Source organism: Roseovarius sp. D22-M7 (genome assembly GCF_037083785.1).
Classification (GTDB): Bacteria; Pseudomonadota; Alphaproteobacteria; order Rhodobacterales; family Rhodobacteraceae; genus Roseovarius.
The window spans coordinates 20194-31942 of sequence record NZ_JBAPKY010000043.1; the positions used below are offsets into that span (position 1 = coordinate 20194).

At 65.5% G+C, this 11749-nt stretch carries 10 protein-coding genes and 3 pseudogenes; 4 read left to right on the forward strand and 9 right to left on the reverse strand.

Annotation, left to right across the window (positions count from 1 at the left end; all coding sequences use genetic code 11):
- Positions 1-139: 139 nt before the first annotated feature.
- Positions 140-562 carry an alternative ribosome rescue aminoacyl-tRNA hydrolase ArfB gene (arfB, locus tag V8324_RS16175; RefSeq protein ID WP_336420965.1) on the reverse strand — a complete coding sequence of 141 codons (423 nt, stop codon included), beginning with the start codon at positions 560-562 and terminating at the stop codon, positions 140-142.
- Positions 563-925: 363 nt separating this feature from the next.
- On the opposite strand from arfB, the gene V8324_RS16180 reads away from it, so the two are divergent.
- Positions 926-1978: a DUF2235 domain-containing protein gene (locus tag V8324_RS16180; protein WP_336420966.1), complete on the forward strand. Its 1053-nt coding sequence runs from the start codon at positions 926-928 to the stop codon at positions 1976-1978.
- A gap of 6 nt (positions 1979-1984) precedes the next feature.
- Here V8324_RS16180 and V8324_RS16185 read toward each other — a convergent pair whose 3' ends face one another.
- Positions 1985-2167, reverse strand: a complete 183-nt coding sequence (locus V8324_RS16185; RefSeq protein ID WP_336420967.1) for a hypothetical protein — start codon at positions 2165-2167, stop codon at positions 1985-1987.
- Positions 2168-2382: 215 nt separating this feature from the next.
- Between V8324_RS16185 and V8324_RS16190 the strand changes: the two genes are divergently transcribed.
- Entirely contained in the window at positions 2383-3996 is a 1614-nt protein-coding gene (locus V8324_RS16190; RefSeq protein WP_336420968.1) for a DUF4139 domain-containing protein, read from the forward strand.
- A 60-nt stretch (positions 3997-4056) separates the two neighbouring features.
- On the opposite strand, the gene V8324_RS16195 is transcribed toward V8324_RS16190, so the two are convergent.
- Positions 4057-4584, reverse strand: a complete 528-nt coding sequence (locus V8324_RS16195; RefSeq protein WP_336420969.1) for an invasion associated locus B family protein — start codon at positions 4582-4584, stop codon at positions 4057-4059.
- Positions 4585-4790: 206 nt separating this feature from the next.
- Here V8324_RS16195 and V8324_RS22445 point away from each other — a divergent pair.
- A pseudogene (locus V8324_RS22445) lies at positions 4791-5048 on the forward strand (transposase); the annotation flags it as partial.
- A 251-nt stretch (positions 5049-5299) separates the two neighbouring features.
- Here the strand turns inward: V8324_RS22445 and V8324_RS22450 are convergent.
- The 4 genes and pseudogenes from V8324_RS22450 to gloB all read right to left on the reverse strand — a co-directional run bounded on the left by V8324_RS22450 (position 5300) and on the right by gloB (position 10102).
- Positions 5300-6031 (reverse strand): transposase, encoded by a 732-nt coding sequence (locus V8324_RS22450; RefSeq protein ID WP_442970554.1) that lies wholly within the window; start codon positions 6029-6031, stop codon positions 5300-5302.
- Positions 5946-6317 (reverse strand): annotated as a pseudogene (locus V8324_RS22455) (transposase); the annotation flags it as partial. The gene V8324_RS22450 and the pseudogene V8324_RS22455, both read right to left, overlap by 86 nt.
- Positions 6318-6843: 526 nt before the next feature.
- Entirely contained in the window at positions 6844-9180 is a 2337-nt protein-coding gene (gene clpA, locus V8324_RS16205) for an ATP-dependent Clp protease ATP-binding subunit ClpA (RefSeq protein WP_336420970.1), read from the reverse strand.
- 154 nt (positions 9181-9334) lie between these two features.
- The gene (gloB, locus tag V8324_RS16210) at positions 9335-10102 is read right to left on the reverse strand and encodes a hydroxyacylglutathione hydrolase (RefSeq protein WP_336420971.1); all 768 of its coding nucleotides are present in this window, start codon (positions 10100-10102) and stop codon (positions 9335-9337) included.
- 65 nt (positions 10103-10167) lie between these two features.
- On the opposite strand from gloB, the gene V8324_RS16215 reads away from it, so the two are divergent.
- Positions 10168-10908, forward strand: coding sequence for a methyltransferase domain-containing protein (locus tag V8324_RS16215; RefSeq protein ID WP_336420972.1), 741 nt, complete (start codon positions 10168-10170; stop codon positions 10906-10908).
- A 3-nt stretch (positions 10909-10911) separates the two neighbouring features.
- On the opposite strand, the gene V8324_RS16220 is transcribed toward V8324_RS16215, so the two are convergent.
- Both V8324_RS16220 and V8324_RS16225 read right to left on the reverse strand, forming a co-directional pair.
- Positions 10912-11394 (reverse strand): thioesterase family protein, encoded by a 483-nt coding sequence (locus V8324_RS16220; protein WP_336420973.1) that lies wholly within the window; start codon positions 11392-11394, stop codon positions 10912-10914.
- A 274-nt stretch (positions 11395-11668) separates the two neighbouring features.
- Positions 11669-11749: pseudogene (locus tag V8324_RS16225) on the reverse strand (IS5/IS1182 family transposase); the annotation flags it as partial.

Here is an 11749-nt window from a genome sequence, read left to right on the forward strand (position 1 = left end):
CACGCACGGCAGAAGTTCATGCCGTAGTCAAAGAGCGATAGCAATGGCCGCACAATGACCGGCCCTTGCTCATTCGCGGCGAAGACGTGGGCAGGTGCGCCCGACGAACCATAGTGAGAAACGCGTAGCTCTTACTCGCTCACTCCTCCCCGTCAACCCGCCCGCGCAGGGCCTTGACCTCGCCGCGGACCTTCTTGGCTTTCAGCCGCCGCCTCTTGGCCCCCAGTGTGGGGCGGGTGGGGATGCGGGGTTTGGGCTTGACGGTTGCCTGCTTGACCAGCGCGGCCAGCCGGTCGCGGGCGATCTCGCGGTTGCGGGGCTGGCTGCGGGTCTCGTCGCACTGGATCACCACCGCGCCCTCGGTCGTCCAGCGCCGCCCCGCCAGCCGCCGCAGCCGGGCCTTCACCGGCCCGGGCAGGTTGGGCGAGCGTGCGGCCTCGAACCGAAGTTCGACCGCGCTCGACACCTTGTTCACGTTCTGCCCGCCGGGGCCCGAGGCGCGGGTGAACTGCTCGGTCAGCTCCCAGTCCTCGATGGTGATCCGGTCGGTTATTCTCAGCATCTTCGCCTCGGGGCCGCTGGCTGCGTACGTTTTTCGCGTACGCCATGTACATCCTGCACACAATGAACACCACACGACACGCACTGAAAAGGGCCGTCCCCGGTCGGGAACGGCCCCTCAGAAGTCGCGGAGGCGTGCCGGTCAGGCGCACCAATCCGGGCGGCTCGCGCCGCGGGGCTGCCCTAGACGCGGCCCTCCCGAACTGTCCCGACACCTTGCTCCAACACCTCTATAGACACTGGACCACCTCCTTTCGTTTGTTGAACTCATTGGCACGATGGCAGAATTTTCGCGGCTGTCAAAGAAAACTTTTCCGGATCCGCCCAAGCCGTGCCATCATGGGCCATCCGTGGGAGGTGACACATGCGCAATCTCGTCGTGGCCGCCGACGGCACCTGGAGCAAGCCCGACCAGATGGATCGCGGCCGCAACGTGCCCACCAACGTCGTCAAGTTCGTCCGCGCCATCGACGAGGACAACGAAGACCCCAAGCAATTGAAATATTACGATACCGGCGTCGGCACCGACCAATGGTGGAACAAGTTTCGCGGCGGGATCGCGGGCCGCGGCCTGTTCAAGAACATGCGCGACGCCTATGCGTGGATCCTGCGCCACCACCGTCCCGAGGACCGGCTCTACCTCGTCGGCTTCAGCCGCGGCGCCTTTACCGTGCGCAGCCTCGCCGGCATGCTGGGCCTGTGTGGCATCCCCGACCGCCCCGATGACGCCGACACCCTCGCCATCGAGGCCGCCCGCATCTACCGCGATCCAGACGAAAGCGCGCGCCGCGACCGCGCCGCCGCCTTCCGGCAGGCCCATGATTGCAAGCCCGGCGCGGTGCATTTCATCGGCGTCTGGGATACCGTGGGCGCGCTCGGCCTGCCGACGCTCGGGCCGATCGGGGATTTCTTTCGCCGTCAGCACAGCTTCCATGACGTCAGCCTCGGGGCCAATGTGCGCCATGCCTTCCATGCGGTCGCCATCCACGAACGCCGCGCCCCGTTCGAGCCGACCCTGTGGCGCGGCGAGAAGAGCGAGGCGACCGAAAGCGTCGTGCAGGCCTGGTTTCCGGGTGTGCACAACAATATCGGCGGCGGCTACGCGGATGCCGGCCTGTCGGATCGCGCGCTCGACTGGATGATCGCGCATGCCCAGACGACGGGTTTGGTGTTCAACCAGGACTATCTCGCGCGACGCATCGATCCGAACTGGTTCGGGGAGATCCGCGATTCGATGACCTTCATCTATCGCACCCCCCTGACGGGCCTGCCGCGGGACCGAAAGATCGGCGCCGGCGGCCTGAACGAACGGCTGCATGTCAGCACGAAACGCCGATACGCGTCTCCCAGCCGGCCCGATGCGCCGCCCGCCAACCTAGAGGGGGTCGATCTGCCGGTGGACGACACGATGCTTTGAGGTCCGTTACCTGCGAGGGCTTGTCAGCCCGGCGATCATGCCAACGACGCCCCATAGGGCCGGCAGCGCCAGCAGCCAAAGAAGGCCGAGCGCCCAGTTCGGCCAGCCTGCGATATGGCCGAAGACAGCCAGCCCCGCGCAGATCGCCGACCCACCCAAAAGCACGTACAAGACGCCAAGGCCTCTCATGATCTCACCTCCTGTTTTGCGGGTGGGCGTGCTGCCGGATCACCCGCAGCGCAGGATCGTGCCGCGCGGTTGCCTGGGCGTTACCGGACCGTGCGCTCGGCCCCGTCTTGCGGCGCGTAGTGGCATCGCCTAGGGTTTGCCATCATGCGCGGTGTGGCCTCGGGACGGGCGATGACGACCCGTCGCGCCGCATCACCAGTTCGGAGTATCTCTGCATGCGTTCTCTCGTCCTGCCGCTTCTGATCTGCGCCGGGCCCGCCGTTTCCGAGGACATCGCGCTGTCGAGCCGGGTGACCGCGGTCACGCTGTACCCCGATGGCGCCACCGTGACCCGCGAAGTGCCGTTCACCGCCCCCGCCGGTGAGCATGAGTTGATCCTCGCGGATCTGCCGCGCGGCACGCCGCTGGCCTCGGCGCGAGTCACGCTGGACGGCGCGCGAATGGGCGGGATCACCACCCGCACGGATTACGTCCCGCCCCGCGACATCGCCGAAAACCCGGAGTTGCAGGCCGCCCGCGCCGAGGTCACGCGGCTTGAGGACGCGCTGCGCGATGCCCGCGCCGAGGTCGAGGATATCCGTCTGCAGGCCGAGGCGGCCCGCGCCCGCGCCGCTTTCCTCGACCGGATCGGGGGCGACGACGGCATGAGTGCCCTCGGGGTCGAAGACTTGCGCGCGCTGGTGGAGATGATCGGCGCCGAATCGCTCGCGGCACTTCAGGACGCCGCAGAGGCCACGCGCCGCGCCGATGCCGCCGAACGCGGGCTCGAGGACCAGGTCGAGGCGTTGAAGGACGCGCGCCAGGCTGTCGAAGCGCTGGTGCCCGAGGAGATGGAGCGCGCAATGCTCAGCGTCGCGGTGACGGCCCAAAGCCGGATCGACGGGCGCATGACCGTCACCTACACGATCTCGGACGCGGGGTGGCAGCCGCTTTACGATCTGCATCTCGCCCGAGCGACCGGCACGCTGCGGATCGAGCGGGGCGCGTTCGTGCAGCAGTCCACCGGCGAGAACTGGCGCGACGTGGCGCTGACGCTCTCGACCCTGCGCCCGTCGGGGCAGACCGAACCGGGGCGGATCCGGCCGTGGATCCCGCGCATCGGCGATCCCGATGACATCCGCCCGATGAACGCCGAAGGGGCCGCGCCTCGCCTGTCGCGCGCCGTCCCGATGGCCGACAGCGCCGAGGTGGCAACGTCGCGTTTCGACGGCCTTTCAGTGACTTACGACTACCCCTCCCCCGTCGACGTGGCGAGCGGGGCGGATCGCGTGCGGCTGATGCTCGGAACGATCGAGGCGGAGGCTGATATCGCCGCGAAGGCCGTGCCGCTGGTGGATGAAACTGCCTATGTCGCGGCACGGTTCACCAACGACACGCGCGAGGTTCTCTTGCCCACGCCCGAGGCGCGGTTCTTTCTCGACGGGACCTTTGTCGGGCAGCGCGAGCTCGCGCTGATCGCCGCAGGGGCAGAGGCCGAACTGGCCTTCGGCCGGATCGAGGGGATCCGCCTCAGCCGCCAGGTTCAGGACCGCGGCGAAGGCGACCAGGGGCTGATCCGCAGATCCAGTCGTCTTGGCGAAACCGTCCTGATCGAGGTCGAGAACCTGACAGACGAGGACTGGCCGCTGCGGCTGATCGACCGGGTGCCGGTCTCCGAGCAGGACGCGCTCGCGATCACTTGGCAGGCCGATCCAGCCCCCGACCAGCAGGATGTCGATGGCGAGCGCGGTATCCTGAGGTGGGAGATGGACCTGCCCGCGGGCGAAACCCGCACCATCCGCCTCAGCACCGAACTGACGTGGCCCGAGGACAAGGTGCTGCGGCGATGACATGAAAGGCAGCGGCACCGTCGGGCCCGCCGCCCGGTCACATGGCCGATGTCGCGCCGCTCAGTCGCAGCGCTTTTCCGCCTCTTCCACCGCCGCCGTATACCCGAACAGCGAGAACGTGTCCTTGGTCTGCGTGCCGCGCGACGACCGCGCGGTCAGCACGGCCTCGGCGCCGCCTTTCATCGCGGCGAGGATCCGCGCGTCGTCATCGGTGCTGGCGGGCCAGGCCCATTCGCCTTCGGTGAAAAGCTCGAACTCGGTTCCGCCGATCTCCATGTTGACCGTGGATCCTTCGGCGAAGGGATAGCCGCCGGTAAAGGTGATCTGGCCCTGCACATCGGCATTGGGCCGGAAGAAGGTCATCAGCAGGATATCGCCGCGCCGCACCGCGACGACGCGCCCGTCACGGGTGTTCACCGTTTCGGTCGGCGCCGAGACCGCCCAGCATTCGCGCGGATCGGTATCCTCGAACACGCTCCATGCGGTGTCCGATGCGACCTGGTTGGTGCTCGTCTCCTGCGCCGCGGCACCGGTCGCGCCGAAGCCCGCCAATGCAAGTGCAAATCCAACTGCAAAACGTGATTTCATGTGTCCAGCCTCCAAGCCGTCCTGAGCCTCAATATCGTCGGGCCGCTTGCATTCCTTTGCGGAATTCTTTTCTGATGCGGCCAGCCTCTCCGCGATGCCGCGACAATAGTCCGAAACCGGCGTCGAATGAAAGACGTGATTGGCGTCGCACCCCGCGTCCGGCGGCCTGATCCGGGCCCAAGGATCTCCATGACCCAAGCCGTTCCCCCAGACCGAAATATGGCGAGACCGGCAGGGATGATCGCTTGTTTCCGGTAGCTGTCCTCTGGCGGACAGGGTCGCCATGGCGCGGTCTTCCCTCGGTGTCCGGCAACGGGAACAGCGTGTTCCGACGCTTTCGCAGAGGAGCAGCGGATCGCGTGTTGGAACGCCTTTTCAGATCGTTGCGCGGGTTACAGGATTTCGAGCACGCGCTTGTCGATGGCAGCACCGTCAAGGTTCACCTGAAGGCCGCCGGTCCATGAGAAAGACGCAGGCCCAGGCCATCGGACGATCGGGCGGCGGTCTGACCACCAGGATCTGGCGCTGGTCGACGCGCTTGGGAACCTGTCCGATTTTCTGCTTTTGCCGGGGCAAGCCCACGACATGAAAGAGGTCGCTCCGCCGATCGCGAGCGCGTCATTCGATGCGCTGCTAGCAGACAAGGCACTCGACGCCGATTGGCTGCTTGCGGAACTAGACGAGCTGAGCGTCGCAGCCGTCATTCCTGAAGGTTTTACGATGCGGGCCTCGGCGCGGCGTGGGCGGCCCGCGCCGGCAAACCTCGGGAGGAGGACGCCATGGGGGGTCTTGGGCCTAGGCATGGTGAAACTGCGCGGACGGTCGGAGGGGGCGTCACCCGGGGCGTAGTCGATGGCGCGGCAGGCGCCGGGTCGGTCGAGACCCCGGTCGATGATCCTGACCAGGCCATGCGTTCTTGAGTTTTTGCCGTCTCGGGCCGCGCGGCAAAGATGAGAGCACACGCCGTTCGGACCGGGTCTGCGGCGTGTAGCCGGTGCTGTTTCGCAACGGATGACGGGCGATATGTCATGCGGGCTGTTCCAGGCTGCTGGACGCGGAGCAACGCGCGGATCCTTATGATGTTGGCCTTGCGCATGGCGCTAACCACCAGGCCACAGGGCCAGATGCGGCGAAAGCCGTGTGGCAGGATGTGGGTCGGAAAGCGACAAGAACGAACTCGGACGTGGACAACCGCATGACTCTCGAGCGGTCGCTCGGACTTGATGCGGCAATCCGTCCAGCGGAAGGCAACGGTATGGGCATCCGCGCGGACCAGGCGGGTGTTGCAGATGGCGACGCGGGGGGTATACCGGCTGAGGTAGGCCCGCACCGCCTCCGGCCCGCCGAAGGGCGATTGGGCATCATGGCAGACTTGGGGCCAGCGTTTCCAGCGCCATCCATAAGGCCGGCTCCCGGATCTTGCCGCGGACCCGATCGGCCACACCACGCCAGTGCGGTCTCGACGTTGATCGGGCGGGTGAGACGGCCTCGACACGCTTGTCGCGTTGCTCGAATGGCCGGCGGACCCGCCTTCCGGATATGCCGGTTACACCCTTGGCCCGGATGCCGTCATCCATCGCGCGGGCCGGGAGACCATGGATGGGAGCTTCGTGAACGACCGCGGTCAGCGCCGTCTCGGTCGCACGCCGGGGCTCGAGAAAGGACGCGACGCAGCTGCCGGTCCGAAGCCTGGGAATGCGCAGCTCGGCAGTGCCGGCACGCGTCTGCCAGTCGCGATCGCGGTAGACGGTGCGCTGCGCATTCCGCCCCGAGGTGTTCTCGTGCGAGCCGGCAGCCGGTCTTGGCGCACCCGTCCAGCCCTGTCAGCCGCTCCGCGGCCAAACCGATCATCCCACGCAGCAGATCGGCGTCGGCGTTCGGGGCGCTGGCGCTTGCCCCTCACTCTCCACGAGATCTCGGAAGTCCATCACGGGCTTGGTCATCGCGGTCCTGCTTCGGTTCAAGCTGGTTTCCGCATCCCGGCCCTACCGAAATGTCACCGATGACGACCGCCGGCTCGCTGGCGACCCGGAGCTCCACCTTTCCAAGCCCGTAAATGTTGTAAATCAGCGGCCATGCAGCCAACTCCGCGGATCGTACCGAGCGTGTCGCAGCGTCTTGAACGGTTCAAAAATCTTGGGCGACGCCGAGATACGAGGACGAGTCACCTTGGGTGTGATGTCGCGGCCATTTCAAAACAGACGCGGCGGCCGAGATGGGCCGCCGCGCTGAAGGTTCGGATTACCGCCCTGGCCGCGCTTATTCGGCGGTCAGGAGTGGGGGCTTCTTCTTGCCGGACAGGCGGCGGTTGGACGGGCCCTCGATCTCGAGGTCGATCTTGTCATCCTTGACGCCGACCCTGACCAAGCCGCCCTTGGACAGCTTGCCGAAGAGCAACTCCTCGGCCAGCGGTTTCTTGATGTGCTCCTGGATGACCCGGCCAAGCGGGCGGGCGCCCATCTTGTCGTCATAGCCCTTTTCAGCCAGCCATTCGGCCGCCGGGTCGGTCAGTTCGATGGTCACGTCGCGATCGAGAAGCTGCGCTTCGAGTTGCAGAACGAATTTCTCGACCACTTTCAGGATCACCGACTTCGGCAGCGGCCCGAACGAGATCACCGCGTCCAGACGGTTGCGGAATTCCGGCGTGAAGGTCCGCTCGATCGCCGCGGTGTCCTCGCCCTCGCGGCTGTCGCGGTTGAAGCCGACTGCGGATTTCGCAAGCTCGGTCGCGCCGGCGTTCGACGTCATGATCAGGATGACGTTGCGGAAATCCACGTTGCGGCCATTGTGATCGGTCAGCGTGCCATGATCCATCACCTGCAACAGGATGTTGAACACGTCCGGATGCGCCTTCTCGATCTCGTCCAGCAGCAACACGCTGTGCGGGTGCTGGTCGACGCCGTCGGTCAGAAGGCCACCCTGATCGAAGCCGACATAGCCGGGCGGCGCCCCGATCAGGCGGCTGACGGCGTGCTTTTCCATGTATTCCGACATGTCGAAGCGCAGCATTTCGACCCCGAGGGTGCTGGCGAGCTGGTTGGCCACCTCCGTCTTGCCGACACCCGTCGGCCCGGTGAAGAGGTAGTTGCCGATCGGTTTCTCGGGCTCTCGCAGGCCAGCCCGTGCCAGCTTGATCGCCGAGCTGAGCGCGCTGATCGCGGCATCCTGACCGAAGACCGCACGTTTCAGCGTGCCCTCGAGATCGCGCAACACCTCAGCATCGTTTTTCGAGACGTGCTTGGGCGGGATCCGCGCGATCTTGGCGATCACGTTCTCGATTTCCTTCACGCCAATCGACTTGCGCCGCTTGGACGCCGCCACGAGATGCTGCGCCGCGCCGGCCTCGTCGATCACGTCAATGGCCTTGTCGGGCAGCTTGCGGTCATTGATGTAACGCGCAGAGAGGTCCACGGCGCTGCGGATCGCGTCGTTGGTGAACTTGACGCTGTGATGATCCTCGAAATACGGCTTGAGGCCGTTGAGGATCTTGACCGTGTCCTCGACCGTCGGCTCGATCACGTCGATCTTCTGGAACCGGCGCGACAGGGCGCGATCCTTCTCGAAGTGCTGGCGATACTCCTTGTAGGTGGTCGACCCCATGCAGCGCAGCTTGCCGCCCTGCAGCGCGGGCTTGAGTAGGTTGGACGCGTCCATCGCGCCACCGGATGTCGCGCCGGCGCCGATCACGGTGTGGATCTCGTCGATGAAGAGCACCGCGTCGGGATGCTTCTCAAGCTCGTTCATGACCGCCTTGAGACGCTCCTCGAAATCGCCGCGATAGCGCGTCCCGGCAAGCAATGCCCCCATGTCGAGCGAATAGATCGTGGTGCGCGCCAGCACCTTGGGCGTGGCGCCCTTGACGATCTTGAGCGCCAGACCCTCGGCGATGGCCGTCTTGCCGACGCCGGGATCGCCGACGAGGATGGGGTTGTTCTTACGCCGGCGGCAAAGAACCTGGATGCAGCGCTCAACCTCGCTTTCGCGCCCGATCAGCGGATCGACATCGCCCGTGCGCGACTTTTCGTTGAGATCCACGCAGTACTTGGCGAGTGCCGAGTCTCCGGCCTCTACCGCGTCGGATTCCGCGTGCTTGGACGTGCCGTCGTCCTCCATGTCCGTCGCCCCGGTCACCGGGCGCGATTCCCCGAAGGCCGGGTCCTTGGCCACGCCATGGGCGATGAAATTCACCGCATCGTAGCGCGTCATGTCCTGTTCCTGCAGGAAATAGGCGGCGTTCGATTCGCGCTCGGCAAAGATCGCGACAAGCACGTTGGCGCCCGTCACCTCGGTGCGACCCGAGGATTGCACATGGATCGCGGCGCGCTGGATCACCCTCTGGAAGGCGGCGGTCGGCACCGCCTCGGACCCGTCGATATCCGTCACGAGATTGGCGAGATCGTTGTCGATGAATTCCACCAGCGTGGTGCGCAATTCCTCGGTCTCGACGCTGCACGCCTTGAGCACACGGGATGCATCCGGTTCGTCAACCAGGGCAAGCAGAAGATGCTCCAGCGTCGCGAATTCGTGCCGCCGCGCGTTGGCCAGGGCCAGAGCCGCGTGGATCGCCTGTTCGAGAGTGTTCGAAAATGAAGGCACGGTGGTGCTCCTTCTGATCTTGGACGGGGCGGACTGCCCCTATCCTTGGCCTCATAGTCTTAAAGTTTGGTCGATACCGACCACGCTTCAAGGATTTTTTCGTCAAACTGGCCAGCTTTTCAAGCAGCCGCCTGACATTTCCGACACACACGCCTCAGAAACGGTCCTTCCTCGCGCGTATCTCCGCGAACACAGCATCCGGATCGGCACCGACCATCCCGAGGGTCGCCTGGATATCCGGATCGGTCGCGCGCAGGAACGGATTGGTGGCAAGCTCGTCGTCAAGTCTGGAGGGAACGGTCGGTTGGCCCGCTCTGCGCAACCTTTCCACCTCCTCGACTCTCGATTTAAGCTTCGGATTGTCCGGATCAACGGTCAACGCGAATTTCGCGTTCTTCAGGGTATATTCGTGCCCCGAATATATGGTCGTGTCGGGCGGCAGCGCGGCCAGCTTGCAGAGGCTTTCGTGCATCTGCGGCATGCTGCCCTCGAAGACCCGACCACAGCCAAGCGCCATCAGGCTGTCGGCGGTGAAGGCGACACGGCTTTGCGGGAAGTGGAAGGCGACATGCCCGACCGTGTGCCCGGAGACATCGATCACCTCGCCCTCTTCCTCGCCGATTCGCACCGTGTCGCCGGGCTTCAGCGCGGCATCGAGGGCGGGCAGGCGGTGCGCATCGGCGGCCGCCCCCACGACCCGTGCCGGGGCTTGCGCCAGAAGCTCTGACAGGCCGTCGACGTGGTCGCCGTGATGATGCGTCAACAGCACGTCCGAAAGCGTCCAGCCCTTTTCCGTCAGCGCAGAGAGGATGGGGCCGGCCTCGGGCACGTCGATCACCGCAGTGTCGCCGGTCGCTGGATCATGCGCGAGAAAGGCGTAATTGTCCGACAGGCAGGGAACGGTCACGATTTGCAGGGTCATGGGATTTTCCAACTCGGCAGATGGTGCTAATACCCCGACGTTGACCGATAACGGGTTCTTCCGCAATGCATCTGGACGTACAGGACCTGCGAAATTTCTATTACCGCAGCGAGCTGGGGCGCGCGGTGCAGAAAACGCTGCGCGGGCAGATTGCCGAGTTCTGGCCGGAGGCTCACGGGCAGACGGTGGCCGGATTCGGCTTTGCGGTGCCGTTCCTGCGCCCCTATCTTGCGGAGTCGCGCCGGGCGGTGGGGCTTATGCCCGGGCCGCAGGGCGTGATCGGCTGGCCGCAAGGCAAGCCCAACATCTCGGTGCTGTGCGAAGAGACGATGTGGCCGATCGAAACCGGTCATGTGGACAAGCTGCTGGTGGTGCACGGATTGGAGACCTCGGAACGTCCCGGGGCGCTTCTGAACGAATGCTACCGTGTCCTAGGGCCAGGGGGGTCGGCGCTGTTCATCGTGCCGAACCGGGCCGGGCTGTGGTCGCGGTCGGATCGCACGCCGTTCGGGTTCGGCCGGCCCTACACGCAGACGCAGCTCGAAACGCAGTTGAAAGACCACGAATTCCTGCCCGAGCGGCATGTGACCTGCCTGTTTCAGCCGCCCTCGGACAGACCGTTCTGGCGCAAGACAGCCGGGGTGTGGGAACGGCTTGGGGCGCGCCTGACGCTGGCGATGGCCGGCGGGGTCCTTATCGTGGAGGCGACAAAGCGGGTACAGGCCCCGGGCGGTCCGGGCCTGCGCGAGAAGGTGCGCAAACCGCTTGGCGTTCTGGCGCCGCGACCGGAGGCCAAGCCGGTCTGAGCCTCAGCCCTTGCGCGAGATCCCGATCCTGCGCCCGACGCCATCGGGCGTCGGCAGCGTGGCATGGGCCTGTGCCATCCGTGCGACGCGGGCTTGCACGTCCTCTGGCATCGGGGCGACGCGCGGCCCGGACAGGTCGACATGCAGCGTCAGCCCCTCGCCGGTCGCCGCCAGCCAGCCATCCTCGTGGTAGAGTTCCTGGAACGAGTGGAAGCGCTTCGCGTCGTGATCGAGCAGGTGGAACGTGCTGTACACTCGGTCGCCCAGCTTGACCTCGCGGAGGTACCGGATGTGGAACTCGGCGCTGAAGGTCGTCAGGTTGCGCGCCGCCGCGTAATCGGGGCCAAAGCCCATCTCGGCGAAGGCTTCATCGGCGCAGCGGTCGAACAGGACCGTGTAATAGCCCATGTTCATGTGCCCGTTATAGTCGATCCAGCCTTCCTCGACCCGGTGATAGCTGGAGAGAAACGGTGCAGCGTCGGGCATCGGCAAGGCCTTCATTCAGGGGTGGCGGTCGCGGTCTTCTAGGGGGAATCGCGCGCACTTGGCAATGACCGCGTGCCGGGATTGCGGCCGGGCCGGGCGATCATTCTACTTATAGGACGCTGCATGCGGAAACTGTGTGTTAGATTGTCTGTTTGGTAAGCGTCGTAATCATTAGTAAGATGTCCATTCAGTAATTGCCGGAAACTTACGGCCGAAAGCGGCGCTCTGACCGTGGGTTTCGTTTCCGATTCTCGCAGCCACTTAGGGTCTGGACTCATAGCCAGTAGATGACGGTTGCGGCGAGTGCGATTGCTGAGAGGAAGACCTTCGGGCATCGGTCGTAGCGTGTCGCGAC

Bases quoted from the DNA above. Each gene is read 5' to 3' on its own strand.
- arfB (WP_336420965.1), bottom strand. From the start codon at position 562: ATGCTGAGAATAACCGACCGGATCACCATCGAGGACTGGGAGCTGACC.
- V8324_RS16180 (WP_336420966.1), top strand. From the start codon at position 926: ATGCGCAATCTCGTCGTGGCCGCCGACGGCACCTGGAGCAAGCCCGAC.
- V8324_RS16185 (WP_336420967.1), bottom strand. From the start codon at position 2,167: ATGAGAGGCCTTGGCGTCTTGTACGTGCTTTTGGGTGGGTCGGCGATC.
- V8324_RS16190 (WP_336420968.1), top strand. From the start codon at position 2,383: ATGCGTTCTCTCGTCCTGCCGCTTCTGATCTGCGCCGGGCCCGCCGTT.
- V8324_RS16195 (WP_336420969.1), bottom strand. From the start codon at position 4,584: ATGAAATCACGTTTTGCAGTTGGATTTGCACTTGCATTGGCGGGCTTC.
- gloB (WP_336420971.1), bottom strand. From the start codon at position 10,102: ATGACCCTGCAAATCGTGACCGTTCCCTGCCTGTCGGACAATTACGCC.
- V8324_RS16215 (WP_336420972.1), top strand. From the start codon at position 10,168: ATGCATCTGGACGTACAGGACCTGCGAAATTTCTATTACCGCAGCGAG.
- V8324_RS16220 (WP_336420973.1), bottom strand. From the start codon at position 11,394: ATGCCCGACGCTGCACCGTTTCTCTCCAGCTATCACCGGGTCGAGGAA.